Origin of the sequence: Flavobacterium chungangense LMG 26729, from assembly GCF_000735715.2 — a bacterium.
Lineage (GTDB): Bacteria > Bacteroidota > Bacteroidia > Flavobacteriales > Flavobacteriaceae > Flavobacterium > Flavobacterium chungangense.
In genome coordinates this window covers 1-17498 of sequence record NZ_JASY01000028.1, presented here as the reverse complement: position 1 = coordinate 17498, position 17498 = coordinate 1, and the positions used below count along the sequence as shown (strand labels likewise).

General features: G+C 33.2%; 17 protein-coding genes, 1 pseudogene and 1 riboswitch. Of the genes and pseudogenes, 15 read left to right on the top strand and 3 right to left on the bottom strand.

From position 1 onward, the window contains the following. Positions 1–105: 105 nt before the first annotated feature. The 9 genes and pseudogenes from JE46_RS22770 (at position 106) to JE46_RS22730 (ending at position 8841) form a co-directional block, all read left to right on the top strand. Positions 106–468 carry a DUF5522 domain-containing protein gene (locus JE46_RS22770; RefSeq protein ID WP_031457597.1) on the top strand — a complete coding sequence of 121 codons (363 nt, stop codon included), beginning with the start codon at positions 106–108 and terminating at the stop codon, positions 466–468. 27 nt (positions 469–495) lie between these two features. After that, a pseudogene (locus JE46_RS22765) lies at positions 496–869 on the top strand (four helix bundle protein). Between the two features lie 36 nt (positions 870–905). Beyond that, positions 906–1415, top strand: coding sequence for a bifunctional adenosylcobinamide kinase/adenosylcobinamide-phosphate guanylyltransferase (gene cobU / locus JE46_RS22760; RefSeq protein WP_031457596.1), 510 nt, complete (start codon positions 906–908; stop codon positions 1413–1415). A gap of 173 nt (positions 1416–1588) precedes the next feature. Then, the gene (cobT, locus tag JE46_RS23930; RefSeq protein ID WP_031457595.1) at positions 1589–3268 is read left to right on the top strand and encodes a nicotinate-nucleotide--dimethylbenzimidazole phosphoribosyltransferase; all 1680 of its coding nucleotides are present in this window, start codon (positions 1589–1591) and stop codon (positions 3266–3268) included. Between the two features lie 45 nt (positions 3269–3313). Beyond that, a complete protein-coding gene (locus JE46_RS22750; protein ID WP_031457594.1) occupies positions 3314–4099 on the top strand; it encodes an adenosylcobinamide-GDP ribazoletransferase in 786 nt (261 codons plus the stop codon). Then, a complete protein-coding gene (gene cobC, locus JE46_RS22745) occupies positions 4084–4620 on the top strand; it encodes an alpha-ribazole phosphatase (RefSeq protein WP_031457593.1) in 537 nt (178 codons plus the stop codon). The genes JE46_RS22750 and cobC overlap by 16 nt, the downstream gene beginning before the upstream one ends. 67 nt (positions 4621–4687) lie before the next feature. After that, positions 4688–4917, top strand: a riboswitch (cobalamin riboswitch). 27 nt (positions 4918–4944) lie between these two features. Next, entirely contained in the window at positions 4945–6780 is a 1836-nt protein-coding gene (locus JE46_RS22740; RefSeq protein ID WP_031457592.1) for a TonB-dependent receptor plug domain-containing protein, read from the top strand. Between the two features lie 2 nt (positions 6781–6782). Beyond that, complete coding sequence (locus JE46_RS22735; protein WP_031457591.1) at positions 6783–7814, top strand: YncE family protein; 1032 nt, start codon at positions 6783–6785, stop codon at positions 7812–7814. 52 nt (positions 7815–7866) lie between these two features. Beyond that, positions 7867–8841, top strand: a complete 975-nt coding sequence (locus JE46_RS22730; RefSeq protein WP_031457590.1) for a T9SS type A sorting domain-containing protein — start codon at positions 7867–7869, stop codon at positions 8839–8841. Between the two features lie 78 nt (positions 8842–8919). Here the strand turns inward: JE46_RS22730 and JE46_RS22725 are convergent, their stop codons facing one another. Then, positions 8920–10389 (bottom strand): S41 family peptidase, encoded by a 1470-nt coding sequence (locus tag JE46_RS22725; RefSeq protein ID WP_031457589.1) that lies wholly within the window; start codon positions 10387–10389, stop codon positions 8920–8922. A gap of 247 nt (positions 10390–10636) precedes the next feature. On the opposite strand from JE46_RS22725, the gene JE46_RS22720 reads away from it, so the two are divergent. The 5 genes from JE46_RS22720 (at position 10637) to yiaA (ending at position 13251) form a co-directional block, all read left to right on the top strand. Continuing rightward, on the top strand, positions 10637–11146 hold the full coding sequence (locus tag JE46_RS22720) for an RNA polymerase sigma factor (RefSeq protein ID WP_031457588.1): 510 nt from the start codon (positions 10637–10639) through the stop codon (positions 11144–11146). Then, the gene (locus JE46_RS22715; protein WP_031457587.1) at positions 11133–11621 is read left to right on the top strand and encodes a hypothetical protein; all 489 of its coding nucleotides are present in this window, start codon (positions 11133–11135) and stop codon (positions 11619–11621) included. The genes JE46_RS22720 and JE46_RS22715 overlap by 14 nt, the downstream gene beginning before the upstream one ends. Before the next feature lie 15 nt (positions 11622–11636). Then, the gene (locus JE46_RS22710) at positions 11637–12164 is read left to right on the top strand and encodes a DUF4252 domain-containing protein (RefSeq protein WP_031457586.1); all 528 of its coding nucleotides are present in this window, start codon (positions 11637–11639) and stop codon (positions 12162–12164) included. A 1-nt stretch (position 12165) separates the two neighbouring features. Then, the gene (locus JE46_RS22705) at positions 12166–12702 is read left to right on the top strand and encodes a DUF4252 domain-containing protein (protein WP_031457585.1); all 537 of its coding nucleotides are present in this window, start codon (positions 12166–12168) and stop codon (positions 12700–12702) included. Positions 12703–12852: 150 nt separating this feature from the next. Continuing rightward, on the top strand, positions 12853–13251 hold the full coding sequence (gene yiaA / locus JE46_RS22700) for an inner membrane protein YiaA (protein WP_031457584.1): 399 nt from the start codon (positions 12853–12855) through the stop codon (positions 13249–13251). A gap of 76 nt (positions 13252–13327) precedes the next feature. Here yiaA and carB read toward each other — a convergent pair whose 3' ends face one another. Together carB and rpmH are read right to left on the bottom strand one after the other, a co-directional pair. After that, positions 13328–16183, bottom strand: coding sequence for a carbamoyl-phosphate synthase large subunit (gene carB, locus JE46_RS22695; RefSeq protein WP_031457583.1), 2856 nt, complete (start codon positions 16181–16183; stop codon positions 13328–13330). 143 nt (positions 16184–16326) lie between these two features. Continuing rightward, positions 16327–16488, bottom strand: coding sequence for a 50S ribosomal protein L34 (gene rpmH, locus JE46_RS22690; RefSeq protein ID WP_008464848.1), 162 nt, complete (start codon positions 16486–16488; stop codon positions 16327–16329). Positions 16489–16654: 166 nt separating this feature from the next. Between rpmH and JE46_RS22685 the strand changes: the two genes are divergently transcribed. Continuing rightward, positions 16655–17170, top strand: coding sequence for a hypothetical protein (locus tag JE46_RS22685; RefSeq protein ID WP_031457582.1), 516 nt, complete (start codon positions 16655–16657; stop codon positions 17168–17170). The last annotated feature ends 328 nt before the right edge of the window (positions 17171–17498 follow it).

Sequence of the window (17498 nt, the reverse complement as noted above, 5' to 3'; positions counted from 1 at the left end):
TCCCAATAATGTCTTTATCAATAATGACAAAGGTAACGTAATTTATTATTATTTTTTATCTACCTTTATTCTTACAAATTTAGACAAACCAATTTTTAAATATTTATGAATAATATAAAAACGAAAGTTTGTTCAAGCTGTGAATCTTCCTTTAGCTGCGGAAATATTTCTCCTGAAAACAATTGCTGGTGCAATGACTTTCCTCCGATATTTAATCTTTCAGAAGGAGGAGACTGTCTTTGTCCAGAATGTTTTAAAGAAGCATGTATCGACAAAATTGATGCCTATGTAGAAACTATTACTCCTAAAAAAGCACTTAAAAACAAAGCTATATGCTTACCAAAAACTGAAAAACTAATTGAAGACATTGATTATTACATTGAAAATGGCAATTATGTTTTTAAAACCTGGTTTCATTTAAAAAGAGGAACCTGCTGCGGGAATGCCTGTCGTCATTGCCCTTATTAATTATAAATCATAAATTGTTAGTTGTTAATGAAAAATAACATTGTAAAAGATAAAAGTTTTGATTTTGCTATTCGAATAGTCAAATTACATCAATATTTATGCATTGAGAAAAAAAAATCACTCTCTCCAAACAGCTCCTGCGATCCGAAACCAGTATTGGTGCTATGATAAGAGAAGCAGAGCACGCTGAAAGTAAAAATGATTTTATTCATAAATTTGCAATAGCTCAAAAAGAAGCCAATGAAACAATTTATTGGTTGGAACTTCTCAAAGCAACTGACTATTTAAATGAAAAAGAATTCGGGAACATTAACAATAATGCAATTACAATATTAAAATTAATAACCAGCATAATTAAAAATACTAAAAGCCAAGTTATGGCTAAGCAAGTTCTTTCTTAATTAATAACTAACAATTTATAATCAACAATTTAAATAATGATTTACTTAATTACCGGAGGTGAACGTTCCGGAAAAAGCAGCTACGCTCAGACTTTAGCTTTACAACTTTCAAATGCGCCAATTTATGTCGCTACAGCCAGAAAATGGGATGCTGATTTCCAGAACCGAATTGACCGTCATCAACAGGAACGCGACGAACGATGGGCCAATATTGAAAAAGAAAAATATTTGAGTGAAATTGACTTTTCAGACAAAACAGCTTTGATTGACTGCGTAACGCTCTGGCTGACTAATTTTTTTGTTGATACCAAAAATGATGTTTCATTATCACTTGAAGAAGCAAAAAGCGAATTTGAAAAAATAGCCAGTCAACCCAATACTAACCTGATTATTGTAACAAACGAAATTGGAATGGGTGTTCATGCCGATACTCACATTGGCAGAAAATTTACCGAACTGCAAGGCTGGATGAATCAGTTTCTGGCTTCAAATGCAGACGAAGTGGTTTTGATGGTTTCAGGTATTCCGGTTAAAATAAAAGGTTAGGCAAATTTCAATGGCAAAAATCAATATCAATTAACAAACAAATTCCAACATTTTAAATTCCAAATTCCAAAGCTCTGCCTTAACTTTACATAAATTCAAACATCAAGATTATTGCAATTGATTTTTGAAATTGTAATTAATATTGATTTTGACATTGTAATTGATTTTTGAAAATGAGCAATCTGGACGATATATTAAAATCACGCCGTGATACCCGACATTTTACCGCCGATGAAGTTCCTGATGAAGTAATCGAAAAAGCTTTACAGGCCGGACATTGGGCACCTTCTGTAGGATTAACGGATGCTACAAGATATTATATCATCAAATCTGCAGAAGTAAAGAGTGCAGTTAAAAATTTATTTTTGGATTATAATAAAAAGGCCGAAGAACTTACAGATAATCCCGAGCAAAAAGAACATTACAAATCCCTGAAACTGGAAGCGATTGAAGAAGCCCCAATCGGGCTTATCATTGCGTACGACAGATCGGTTCTGAATCAATTTACAATTGGAACTGTTGGAAGCAATGAGGCAGTAAAATTTAGTTCGGTTTGTGCAGCTCAAAATATCTGGCTCTCCCTTACAGAGCAAGGATATGGGATGGGATGGGTTTCGATTTTAAATTATTATCAGTTTAAAAAAATACTTAACCTACCCGAAAACATTGAACCTCTTGGTTATTTCTGCATAGGAAAACCTGCAACCAATTACGATAATCAACCGATGTTACAGCAACTGCATTGGAAACAAAAATCTGAAACTCCGGATTGTACAGAAATTAAAAGTGTTGCTCTGAATCATGTGTCGGATTTTGTTTTAAAACCTCAATCTGAAACTGAAGACGAAACCAATTTCAGCAGACTGCTACAGGAAAAAATAGATTCTAAAACCAAACCTGTTGGTGCTTTAGGCACTTTAGAAACTTTGGCTTTTCAGTTAGGTACAGTTTTTAAAACTTTAAATCCAAAAATAAACAATCCTAATATTGTCGTTTTTGCAGCTGATCACGGAATTGCAAATCACAGTGTAAGTGCTTATCCGCAGGATGTAACCAGACAAATGGTTGGCAATTTCATGGAAGGCGGTGCTGCGATCAATATTTTTTGTAAGCAGAATAATATCGAACTATCAATCGTAGACGCTGGTGTGAACTATGATTTTCCAACCAATGCTAAATTGATCAATGCTAAAATTGCTAAAGGAACCCAATCTTTTTTGCATGCACCTGCAATGAGTGAAACCGAATTGCAGTTGTGTTTTGAAAAAGGAAAATCAGTTGTCGAAACTATTGCCAAAACAGGTTCTAATTGCATTGGTTTTGGCGAAATGGGAATTGGAAACACTTCGACAGCTTCAGTTCTGATGAGCGTTTTAACCGGTTTTCCGATTGAAGAATGTGTTGGAAAAGGAACAGGAGTTATTGACGAAAAATTAATTCAGAAACAAAATCTTCTTAAAAAAGCGATTGAAAATTATTCTGGTCCGGCCGAATTAATGCAGCAGCTCGCTTACTTTGGAGGTTTTGAAATCATACAAATGACAAGCGGAATGTTAACAGCTTTCGGGAACAATATGATTATTTTGGTTGATGGTTTTATTTGCAGTGTTGCCTTTTTAATTGCTTCGAAAATAAATCCTGATATTTTGCAAAATGCTGTTTTCTGCCACTGCTCTGCTGAAAAAGCACATCAAAAATTATTAAACTATCTGCAGGTAAAACCAATTTTAAATTTAGATTTGCGCCTTGGAGAAGGAACAGGCTGTGCTGTTGCTTTTCCTATTCTGAAATCTGCCGAGGCTTTTTTGAATGAAATGGCAAGTTTTGAAAGTGCGGGAGTGAGTAGGAAATAAAAGCAATTGCAAATTTCAATTAAAATATAAAAATCAAATCTTTTAATGAAAAAAGAACTACATATTTTCTTTACATGTCTAATGTTTTACACCCGGATTCCATGTCCGAAAAACATCAGTCACGATCCTGAATATTTAAACAAAGCCACACGATATTTCCCTTTAATTGGCTGGATTGTGGGAAGCATATCATTTGTTGCTTTCTATGTTTCTTATCTTTTTCTTTCTACAGAAACAGCTGTAATTTTAGCAATCATTGCTTCTATACTCACAACAGGCGCCTTTCACGAAGATGGCTTTGCTGATGTCTGCGATGGTTTTGGCGGAGGTTGGACTAAAGAAAAAATCCTCATGATTATGAAAGACAGTGCAATTGGCGCTTATGGTGCGATTGGTTTAGTGCTGCTTTTTTTATTGAAATTCAAATTACTTTCTGAATCTGTTTTGCTTTTTTCGAATGAAAAATATTTGGTTTTTCTGCTGTTTATTTCTGCACATTCCTTAAGTCGCTTGGCTGCAATCTCAATTATTTTTACACATCAATATTCGCGCGATGATGCTTCGAGTAAAAGCAAGCCCATTGCAAAAAACCATAGCTGGAAAGAAGTTTTCGGTTCCTTTTTCTTCGGACTGCTTCCTTTATTGGCACTCTCCTATTTTCAATACAAACTACTTTTAGCCCTCATCCCTGTTTTCTTAACCCGTTATTTTCTGGCTCGTTATTTTCAAAAATGGATTGACGGCTATACCGGTGATTGTCTGGGCGCTACCCAACAAGTTTGCGAAGTGGTTTATTATTTAAGCATTCTTTTTATATGGAAATTTATTTAGTTCGCCATACCGAAACGACCTGCGAAAAAGGAATTTGCTACGGACAATCTGATGTGGATTTAGCGGAGCCTTTTGAGTCTGTTTTCGAAAACATTCTTTCACAACTACCTTCTAAAGCAATAATTTTTTCGAGTCCATTGAAACGATGTGTTACTTTGGCAAAATACATTCAAAATAATATAAAAACTATTTCTTATGAGGAAGATAAACGCCTGATGGAAATGAACTTTGGTGATTGGGAAATGAAAAACTGGAATAGTATTCCGCAAGAACAGCTCAATCCGTGGATGGAAGATTTTGTCAATATTAAAGTTTCAAATGGAGAATCCTTTGTTGAATTGCATGAAAGGGCTAATGATTTCTTATCCGAAAAAAAATCAAAAAAAATAAATCATCCGGTTATTATAATCGCTCATGCAGGTATTATCAGGAGCTTTTTATGTCATCATTCGTCATTACCATTAAAAGATGCTTTTCAAAATAAAGTAGATTTTGGAGAAGTCATCAAAATAATTTTTTAAAGTATCATTTGTTTAGAATTTCTTTTAAAAAGTAAAACAAATTTGATTTTTACATATTTTTAACTTTATCTTTGCACGCAATTAAGGTTGTGTTTTATTTATCAAAACACATTAAAAGGGAATCAAGTAACTGATTTTAAATATTTTAAAACCATAAATCTTGAGCTGTACCCGCAACTGTAAGCTTAATTCTTTTTAAAGAATGCTTGTTGTTATCTACAAAACCACTGTCATCCGTGATGGGAAGGTAAACAGCAAGACGCAAGCCAGGAGACCTGCCTTATTAACAAATATCGAACTCTCGGGAAAAAGAGTGTAGAAATTATGACTTTAAAAAAACGATTTATTTTTTCCTTTCTGCTTTTGTGCCAGATTATTTGGGCGCAGAATGACTCTATTACAAAATTAAAAGAAGTTATTGTTTCGGATTCAAATCTTAAAAGATTTGCAAATACACAATCGATTCAACGATTAAGTGACTCTATAATCAGTAAAAATGAATCTTCATTAACTTCTCTTTTAAACTACAACACCGTTATTTATTTTAAAGAGAATGGTTTAGGAATGACTTCATCTCCGTCATTTAGAGGAACAACATCACAACAAACAGTTGTGGTCTGGAACGGAATAAATATAAACTCTCAATTACTTGGTCAGGCTGATTTTAACACTATCTCTACACGTGGTTTTAATTCTATTGATGTTAAAGCAGGCGGAGGAAGTGTAGTATATGGCAGTGGTGCAATTGGCGGTACGATTCATTTAAACAATGATTTGAAATTTACAAATACATTCAAAAATGAATTTCAGATTTACTATGGCGAATTTAATACGTTAAGTGCAGTTTATGGTATTACAGCATCTACCGAAAAATGGAGTGTGGATGCTAGCTTTACCAGAAACAATTCAGACAACGATTTTAAATATATAGGTCAGAAAGTATGGAATACTAATGGACAATATTACAACAATACATTTGACGCAGCTATTGGATACAAAATAAACCAGAATAACAGTATCAAATTTTACAGCGAAATTTTTGATGGAGAGCGTCACTTTTCTTTGACATCTCCAAATGCAACAAAAACAAAATATCAGGATTACAATACCCGTAATTTATTGACCTGGAGCAGCAGTTTTAACAAATTTGAAACCAATTTAAGACTTGCTTATATCTCAGAACATTATAAATATTATGAAGATATAAAAAATGAAAGCTTTACTTCAGGGGGTGTAAAAAGTTTTATCGGAAAATATGATATTGATTATGCAATCTCTTCTGTAATAAAAATTAGTGCAATTTTAGATTATACAAAAAATAATGGATTAGGTTCAGGAGTTGGCAGAAACAATCGTGAAATTGGCGGAGCAAGTATTTTATGGAAACATAATTTAAACGAAAAATGGAATTACGAATTGAGTGCCAGAAAAGAGATTTCAGACGTTTATAAAAGTCCTGTTCTTTTTTCTGCAGGTTCACGATATAATTTTTCAGATTTTTATCAGCTTAAATTTAATATATCCAGAAATTTCAGGATTCCAACCTTTAACGATTTATTTTGGACAGGAAGTGGTAATCCTGACTTAAAACCTGAAAGCTCTTTTCAGGCAGAAATAGGAAATGAATTTAAACATAAAGACTTCCGATTAACGGTTACTGCCTATGGAATGAAAATAAAAAATATGATTCGATGGCTGCCGAACAATACCGGAAACTGGTCTCCGGAAAACACAGACAGTGTTACTATTTATGGTGCTGAAGCACTCTTGGGATGGAAGAAAAACTTTAATAAGCATACATTTGATTTTAGCGGAACATATGCTTATACAGTTTCATTAAACGATAAAACTGACAAACAGCTTTTTTACGTACCATACCATAAACTTACCGGCTCATTATCTTATTACTACAAAAAGATTTCGGCTTATTATCAAATTATGTATACAGGAGAAATTTTCACCACATCAGATAACAATCCAAAATACATTTTGGATGCTTATAATGTTTCAAACGTTGGTGCAGATTATAATTTCAGCAAAAAAAATATTTTTAAAATTGGTGTCAGAATGGCCAATTTATGGAACGAAAAATATGAAGCGCAACCAAGCCGCTATATGCCTGGAAGAAACGCAACCATTTATTTAAACTTAAATTATTAAAAATGAAATTTAAAAATCTTTATTTAGGACTTATTGCATCTGCTTTTTTATTTGCTTCCTGCAGCAGTGATGATAATACTATAATTGACACCCCATTAGGAGCATATGACAATGGTGTATTGATTTTAAACGAAGGAAATTTTGGAAATCCAAATGCATCGGTATCTTATATATCTAACGACTTAATGACTTCACAAAACAACATATTTTCTGTTGTAAACCCTACAAAAGTATTAGGAGATGTAGCACAATCATTAAGCTTCAGTGATGACAAAGCGTTTATTGTTATAAACAATTCTAATGAAGTAGAGGTTGTTAACAGATATACTTTTGCAAGCCTTGGAACCATTACTGAAAAACTAGAAAACCCGCGTTACAGTGTCGTTTTAAACAATAAATTATATGTAACTAATGCTATCTCAAATGCCGTAACAGTTTATAACGCTACAACATATGCTTATATTACCTCGATTTCATTAAACAAAACTGCTGAAAAAATCGTAGCTGCAAATGGAAAATTATACGTAACAAACGGTGCATTTGGAAAAGGAAATGAAGTTACCGTAATAAATGAATCAACTAATACAGTTTCTACAACTATCACTGTTGAAGAAGGAGTAAACTCTATTGAGGTGTATGATGGTACCGTATATGTATTATGCGGAAACAAAGACAGGACTAAACTTTTTAAAATTAATGCTGCAAATGACGCTGTAACATCAATCGAGTCCACTACATTGAAAGACGCTTTAAACATGGACATTGACGGAAATAAAATATATTATACCCAAGGAACTGGCGTATATGCAATAAATACAAATGCTACAGCTTTTTCAAACACACCTTTATTTTCAGTTACAGATAACAGCTGGTCTACCTTTTATGGATTTGGGGTAATTGATGGTAAAATATATTCCGGAGATGCAAATGGATTTACTGCAGACGGAATTGTTACAGTATATTCTACTACAGGAACAGCATTAAAAACTTTGACTGTTGGCATAGGACCAAATGGTTTTTATTCAAACAATTAAAAAACAAAATGCCCTTATAACAAAATTATAAGGGCATTTTTAAACAACCATTATGATAAAAAAATTACTTTTTACCTTATTACTTACATCATCGCTAATTTCTGCACAATCATATGCCCCGGCAGCAGGTCAGACCGGCAGTACAGCTATAGCAAAAAACAGTTCCGTTTTTATAGGCTGGGCAACAGGGATTACAGTTGTAAGAGGTCCTCAGGATATTGCTATAGCAAATAGCCCTTTAGCTTCTACCGGAACACCCGAAGACGGAATGAAAGGCGGTACATCAGGATCAGGTGTTGTGTGTCTGGGTGATGGGGGAAGCGCAACCTTAACTTTCGACACTCCAATCGTTAATGGTTCAGGATTTGATTTTGCTGTTTTTGAAAATGGTTTTTCTGATACTTTTTTAGAATTGGCCTTTGTAGAAGTCAGCTCAGATGGTATTAATTTTTTCAGGTTTCCTTCACATAGCGAAACACAAACCACAACTCAAATTGGAGGTTTTGGAGCAGTTGATTGCAGATACATTAATAACCTAGCCGGAAAATATCGTACTGGTTTTGGAACTCCATTTGATTTATCAGACATTCAGGATAATACTCTGTTAGATAAAAACAATATTACATATGTTAAAATAATCGATGTAATTGGTACAATTAATCCTTTGTATGCCTCTTATGACAGTAAAGGAAATATAATCAATGATCCTTACTCGACTGGTTTTGCGGCAGGAGGTTTTGATTTGAATGGCGTGGGCGTGATTAATCAGAAATCAGCAACATTAGGGGGTAAAGACTTTAATATTGATTCTGTGATGTTATATCCAAATCCTGCTTCAGATATTGTTTATTTAAATAGCAACGAAAAAACCAGTATTATCATTTTTGATATAACCGGAAAAATTGTGAAAAATCTCCCTACATCAAATTACAACGATATTATAGTTTCTGATATAATTCCCGGAACATACCTGTTTGAGATAACCGCTCAGGATAGAAAAGCGGTTAAAAAAATAATTATCAATTAGTTAATTTTGTTTTTTTTTTAAAATTGTTTTGGAAAAAAAAGGCTTTCAGAAATGAAAGCCTTTTTTATATTTTTACAATTATAGAAACTCTTTTGGAATACTTTCAAAATACATTTCTTTTCCAAAGCGACGCATTGATTTTGAATCTGTAAAATAAGGAAGAACAAGTCCTTTTTCAGTTTGAATTCTTTTTGACGTTAAACCTGTTATTTTAGAAATGGCCAGATTCAATAAAGGTTCAGACGCATCACCTAAAACTCCGTAACTGCTCACACGTTCATCTTGTGCAAAAGTGGGCGCCAATCCTCCTGTATAATCCCCAAAATTAGCAGAATTCGAAATTTTAAAAACCAAAGGCTGCATCGCATATTTGTGTATCGGATTTACTCGTGTTTTAGATAAAGTTTTGGAGTCATAAACGGTATAAGATCCAACATTTTTACCTACAGTTGTTTCTCCAACCTGAATTACATTAATATATGGTTTTAAACCGTTAATAACTAACTCACTTGCAGAAGCTGTACTTCCTGTGGTTATAACATACAGTGTGTTTAATTTTAAACTATTTATTGCCTTTCCGTCAAAGGATGATACAAATCTGCTATTTAATGACTCTAATTGTGAACTGCTTAGACTATTCATCTGTTTGGCATTATACTGTGTTTTTGCAAAAATATCATCTGAGAATTGTCCTGTAATCATACTTGCTAATCTAATCGCAGAACGAACTGAACCTCCTGGGTTATATCTTAAATCCAGAACTAAATCAGTAACTCCTTCAGTTTTCAGCTTGCCAAAAACCTGATTTAGTTCATTATCATATTCAGCATAAAAACCATTATACATTAAATATCCTATTTTATGGCTTCCCGAAGTTATTATTTTATTGATTAAAATTGGATTTTCTTCTAAAACCGTTTTTGTTAACGCTACAGATTTACCGTTTAACTCAAAAGTACTACCATTATAATTGGCTAAATTTAAGGTATAACTATCATACTCAGAATTTAAAAGTAATGATCTATAATTTGATTCTGTAAGTGGTATTCCATTCACACTGGTAAATAAATCACCTCGTTTAATATCTTTCTTTGAAGCATCAGAGTTAGGAATAATATAACGTATATAGCCTACTAAATCATTTGATCCTTCTGCTTGCCTTCCTAATCCAAAATCAATACCACTATTTTTTGTAATACCATTTAATTCTTGCTCTAAAACGGTATAGTCATCTACAATCCAGCTAAAACGATCGATAGCATCTCCATTAGGGTACTTGCTTTTAGGTTTATTTAGCAAATCTTGAAATAAATCTTCTGGCGTTGAATAGCCTTCCAAAAAAGAATTTAAATCCTCCTGACCCGTAAAACGATTGTCGGCCAAATTAGGAACATCGGCTTGCCATAAATAAACTTTATTCAATCCTCTCCATATAAAATTATTTATTTGCAGATCTTTTGGAGTAGCAACATCATCTTTATCGTCACAAGATTGCAGGCTAGATGCAATCAAAAGAAAGTAAACGAGACTTCTTAATGTTTTTTTCATAAAATAGTGGTTTCAATATAGTATAAACGTAAAAATAGTACCTTTAGTTTTAACTATATAAATGTACAGGGTTTTTTTACAACATTTTTTTAACTTGTCTTGTAACAAAAATAATACTGCCTCGTCTTGAATATATAAGCCAACCAAATCTTTGATTTATGAAATGAATATGATCATAAACAGATCAAAGACAAATAGAAATATGTGAATTCTATATTACCGGCCAAAAATCAATAAAAAACCACAAATGAACCAAGTTGTATTTATAGAATTAATAAATCCTTTTAAAGACAAAGTTTTTCGTCTGGCAAAAAGATTATTGACAAGCACTGAAGAGGCTGAAGATGCAACTCAGGAAGTTATGGTAAAATTATGGAACAAAAAAGACAATTTAGGCACGTATAATAATGTCGAGGCTGTAGCGATGACAATGACTAAAAATTATTGTCTGGATCAATTAAAATCTAAAAGAGCAGATAATCTTAAAATTGTACATAATAATTTTACGGATCGTGAACCTCAATTAGACAAAAAACTAGAAGACTCGGATAGTTTAGAATGGGTAGAAAAAATAATAAGCCAGTTGCCTGAACAGCTTCAAATACTAATTCAGCTCCGCGATGTTGAACAATATGAATTCGATGAAATCGCAAAAATTGTTAACATGAATGAAACAGCTATAAGAGTAGCACTTTCAAGAGCGAGAAAAAAAATAAGAGAATCAATGATTAACACACACCGTTATGGAATTAAATAAAATAGAAAATATATTAGAAAAATACTTTCAGGGAGAAACAAGTATTGCTGAAGAAAATGAATTACGAGACTATTTTTCCTCATCAAATGTTGCGCAGCATTTGGAGCAATACCAACCAATTTTCAGTTATTTCTCCCAGGTAAAACAACAAAAATCGACGTATGAACTCGAGGACCTCGATCAAACAGGCAAAGCAATTCCGCTACAAACTAAAAAACAAAATGTGGGGTGGTTATCAATTGCAGCTTCTGTTGTTGTTTTACTAGGAATTGGAACCTATTTTTATACTAGCGAAAAAACCACAACTCCGGTTGTTGCGCAATCAGAATTAGGAACCTATGACAATCCTGAAAAAGCCTTTGCCGAAACACAAAAAGCTTTGGCTCTATTGTCAAATAATGTTAATGTAGGTATTGAAAGTGTACAATACATTAAAGAATACGAACAATCAAAAAATAAAATTTTCAAACAATAATTAAATTAAACAGATATGAAAAATTTCATCATAACAGTAATTTTGGCTTTTTTTACACATGCCTTTTATGCACAAAATGCATTTGATAAATTTGACGGGCAGGACGACGTAACATCAGTAATTGTCAATAAAAAAATGTTTGACATAATGAGTAAGGTAAAAGTAGATCCATCTGATAAAGAAACTCAACAATACATGAATCTTATTAAAAAACTGGACAATTTAAAAGTGTTTACTACAAAAAACTCAAAAATTGAAGCCGATATGAAGCTTTCTGCTGATAAATATATCAAAACAGCAAATTTAGAAGAATTGATGCGCATAAATGATAGCGGGAAAAACGTGAAAATATATGTTAAATCAGGCGCTACTGATACTAAAATCAAAGAATTATTCATGTTTATCGATGGTGCAAAAAATGAAGACACCGTTTTATTATCCTTGACAGGAAACTTTGATTTAAATGAAATTGCTGTCCTGACAGATAAAATGAAATTACCGGGCGGTACAGACTTAAAAAAAGCCTCTAAAGGCAAAAAATAAGATGAAAGTTGGTATTTTTATCCCGGCACTTTTAGCATTGCTAACTTTAATAAGTTGTAATTCTGAACCTTCATTACAAAAATACTTTGTAGAAAATACAGAGAATAAGGATTTTATTGCATTGGATGTTTCTCCAAGCATTCTAAACCTAGAAAAAACTAAATTATCACCAGAGCAAAACGAAGCCTTAAAGTCCTTCGACAAGATGAATATTCTCGCTTTCAAAGCCAATGATAAAAATCAGGCACAATTTGAAACAGAGCGGGCAAAAGTAAAAGCGATTTTAAAAAATGCCAAATATCAGGAGTTAATGAAAGTTGGTTCCGGTAAAGATGGCGCCTCAATAAGTTATGTTGGCACTGATGAAAACATCGAAGAATTTATAATTTTTGCCAACAGAAAAGAAAATGGTTTTGCTGTTGTTCGTGTTTTAGGAAAGAATATGAATCCAAATAACATTATAACTTTAATATCGGTTTTGAAAGAATCAAAAATCGACATGGAACAATTAAAACCATTACAGGAATTGGTTAAATAATCTATCTCAGGTTTCAACAAAAGCTCCAATTCAGGAGCTTTTTTGCTGTATACATTTGAAAGATTATACGTTATAATTTAGTTCGGTTTTTATTTTAATGTGTGCCGAATTTAATTATATTTGCCTATAACCAAAACTAGATTATTAAACATGGTACAAAAAACATCAAATGCCTTTATAGCGGCATCTTGGGTAGCTCTTGGGGCAGGAACAATTGGATTTATAGTTGGATTAGCAAGAGCCGAAATGCTGTTAAATGAAAAAGGATATTATTTTACCGTTCTAATGTTCGGATTATTTGCAGTAGTTTCATTGCAGAAAAGTGTTAGGGACCGACTTGAAAATCTTCCTGTAACTGATATTTATTATGGGATTTGCTGGTTTGGAACACTTTTATCAATTGTACTTTTAGTTGTTGGACTTTGGAATGCAACTATTTTACCAAGTGAAAAAGGATTTTATGCTTTTGCTTTTTTACTAGCGTTGTTTGGCGCTATTTCTGTTCAAAAAAACACAAGAGATAATATGTCATTTAGCCAAAACGAATAAAAAATTAATATTTTTATTAAATGCAAAAAAGCCTCAAAATTTTAGATTTTGAGGCTTTTTTTATTAGAATCTTGTATTATTTACTCAAATACATTTTTCTTCTTGAATACAATTCATAGAATTGATCATCTTTTAAATCATCAATAAACAAAATGCTCTCCCCTGTTGATTTCATCTCAGGCCCTAATGCTTTATTTACATTTTGGAATTTACTGAAAGAGAATACCGGCTGTTTGATAGCATATCCTTTTAATTGTGGATTAAAATCGAAGTCCGTTACTTTATTGTGACCTAACATTACTTTTGTAGCGTAGTTTACATAAGGCTCTCCATAGGCTTTTGCAATAAACGGTACTGTTCTGGATGCTCTCGGATTTGCTTCGATAATATAAACTGTATCATCTTTAATTGCAAACTGAATATTGATCAAACCAACTGTTTTTAAAGCTCTCGCAATTTTATAAGTATGATCTTTTATCTGCTGCATCACGAACTCTCCTAAGTTAAAAGGAGGTAATGTAGCGTTACTATCTCCAGAGTGAACTCCGCAAGGTTCGATATGCTCCATAATTCCGATGATATACACATTACCATCAGCATCACAAATTGCATCAGCTTCTGCTTCGATTGCTCCGGCTAAATAATGATCTAAAAGCAATTTATTTCCTGGAATTGTTTTCAATAAGTTGATAACGTGCTCTTCGAGTTCTTTTTTATTGATAACGATTTTCATTCCCTGACCTCCTAATACATAAGAAGGACGAATCAATAATGGAAAATCTAAAGTGTCTGCTAAGGCAGAAGCTTCATCAGCTGTTTCAGCAATTCCGAATTGTGGGAAAGGAATATGTAATTCTCTCAATAGGTCTGAGAAGCGCCCTCTGTCTTCAGCTAAATCAAGTGCATCAAAACTGGTTCCGATGATTTTTACACCATATTTAGATAGTTTTTCAGCTAATTTTAAAGCGGTTTGTCCGCCTAACTGAACGATAACTCCTTCCGGTTTTTCATGCTGAATAATGTCGTAAATATGTTCCCAGAAAACAGGCTCAAAGTATAATTTATCAGCTGTATCAAAATCAGTCGAAACTGTTTCCGGATTACAGTTGATCATAATCGTTTCGTAACCACATTCTTTTGCTGCTAAAACTCCGTGCACACAAGAATAATCAAACTCAATTCCTTGTCCAATTCTGTTTGGCCCTGAACCTAAAACAATGATTTTCTTTTTGTCAGTCACAATGCTTTCATTATCTACATAACGCTCGCCATTTACTTTTTCAATTTCAGCCTCAAAAGTAGAATAGTAATAAGGTGTTTGTGCTTTAAATTCTGCCGCACAAGTATCAACCAGTTTAAACACACGGTTGATATTCTGATCCATACGCAAAGTATGTACTTCGCTTTCCAGGCAATTCATCATGTGAGCAATTTGTCTGTCGGCAAAACCTTTCTGTTTCGCTTCTAGCAACAGTTCTTTTGGAAGATTTGAAACTTTATAGTTCGAAATTTCTTTCTCTAAAGTATAAAGCTCTTCATATTGTTTTAAAAACCACATATCAATTTTTGTGATTTCATGAATACGGCTCAACGGAATTCCCATTGCAATCGCATCATAAATTACAAAAACACGATCCCAGCTTGCAAAAGTCAGTTTCTCGATAATTTGTTCGTAGTTCGTATATCCTTTTCCGTCAGCTCCTAACCCATTTCTTTTGATTTCTAATGATTGAGTAGCTTTGTGTAATGCTTCTTGAAACGATCGTCCAATTCCCATTACTTCCCCAACGGATTTCATTTGAAGTCCTAGAGTTCTGTCAGCTCCTTCAAATTTATCGAAGTTCCAACGAGGTATTTTTACAATTACATAATCTAAAGTCGGCTCGAATAAAGCTGAAGTTGATTTTGTAATTTGATTTTGTAGTTCATCTAAATTGTAACCTAAGGCCAGTTTAGAAGCAATTTTAGCAATCGGATATCCGGTTGCTTTTGATGCTAAAGCAGAAGAACGGGATACACGAGGATTAATTTCGATGGCAACGATATCTTCTTTATCATCAGGAGAAACCGCAAATTGCACATTACATCCTCCGGCAAAATTTCCGATACTACGCATCATTAAGATCGCATAATCACGTAATTTTTGGAAAGTGGTATCAGATAAAGTCATTGCAGGAGCAACGGTAATCGAATCTCCGGTATGGATTCCCATTGGGTCCATATTTTCAATCGAACAGATAATTACAACGTTGTCATTTTTATCTCTCAATAGTTCTAACTCATACTCTTTCCATCCTAATAAAGCTTTGTCAATCAAGACTTCATGAATTGGTGACATTTCTAATCCGTAGGTTAGTTTTTCGTCAAACTCTTCTTTGCTGTGTACAAAAGCTGCTCCTGTTCCACCCAATGTAAACGAAGGACGAATTACTAATGGAAACCCAAACTCCTGAGCAATTTCTTTTCCTTCAAGGAAAGAAGTAGCGGTTTTAGCAGGCGCAGTAGGTACATTTATTTTTTGAAGCAGTTGCTTGAATTGCTCTCTGTCTTCGGTAATATTGATGGCGTTTACGTCAACACCAATTAATTTTACTCCAAAATCCTGCCAGATTCCTTTTTCGTCAGCTTCAAGACACAAGTTTAGAGCCGTTTGTCCACCCATTGTAGGCAAAACAGCATCAATTTGTGGATGTTCCTTCAGAATTTCAATAATCGATTTTGTAGTTAATGGTTTCAAATAAATATGATCGGCCATAGATGGGTCGGTCATAATAGTCGCTGGATTTGAGTTTATCAAGATAACTTCAATTCCTTCTTCACGAATAGAACGTGCAGATTGAGATCCTGCATAATCGAATTCGCAAGCTTGACCAATAACAATAGGTCCTGAACCTATTATTAAAACTGATTTTATTGATGTGTCTTTAGGCATTTTATTTGTATTGTGTAGTTATATTTTATTTAAATCTGCAGTAGTTTGTTAAAAACCAGAATTTTAACCTCTTTATTTACTGACAAGGTATAAAAAAAGGCGGTACTAAAAAAAGTAACGCCTTATTTATGTTTATAGAAACATTATTTTTTGTGTCTAGGCTCGCTAGAAACAGTTAATTTATGTCTTCCTTTAGCTCTTCTGCGCGCTAGAACTTTTCTTCCATTCGCAGAAGCCATTCTGTCCATAAATCCGTGCTTATTTCTTCTTTTTCTTTTCGATGGTTGAAACGTTCTTTTGCTCATTGCTTTGTATCTTTAAAATAGTATCTAATATCTCTTTTTTGTTTTTGAATATCCTTATTCCAAAACCGAGTGCAAATATACAAAGACTTTTTTTTCTGGCAAGTACTTTAATAAAAATATTTTTAATTCATTTTACTATATTTGCAATCACAAATATACACCTATTATGTTTCATAAAAATATTAAACTTATTTTAGCCGGACTTCTTGTAGTCGCTGGCGTTTGGCAATTTACAGAAAGTAATATCGGAAATGGAATCTTCCTTATTTTACTGACTGCAATTCCTGTTTTCCTTTACTTCAAAAACGAATTTATCCTATTGGCTTTCCTTAAATTAAGAAAACAAGATTTTGAGGGCGCTAAAAAATGGCTGGCATACATTAAAAATCCTGAAACTGCATTGGTAAGAAAGCAACAGGGATACTTTAATTACTTACACGGAATCATGTTGTCGCAAACCAATATAAACCAGGCTGAGAAACACTTTAAAAAAGCAATCGAATTAGGCTTGTCTATGGATATGGATTTAGCCGTAGCAAAATTAAATCTTGCAGGAGTTGCCATGTCACGCCGTAGAAAACTTGAAGCTACCAATTTACTTAATGAAGCTAAGAAATTAGACAAACAGGGAATGCTGAAAGAACAAATTACAATGATGAAAGAGCAAATGAAGAAAATCTAGATTCTTTAAAACCACAATATTTAAAATCCCAAATTCCAAAAGAGTTTGGGATTTTTTTATTTTATAATTTCAATTTGGAATTTAGAAGTTCTTTATTGAAATTTTCAGGAGCTATTTCCTGCTATCCGTTGCAATCTTTTGTGTCGCTAAAGAAGCGCCACAAAAGGATTTTCACTTCTATCCTTTAGATTTGTTAGGAAGATTTAAAGTAATTTTAATCAACAACCAAACTGACAAAGTGAACCTTCTCTTCTATCAAAGTTTGCTACTTATGCCCTGATTAGGACTTTGTCAGTTTTATTGAATAAGCTTCAGAATAGTAATTAAG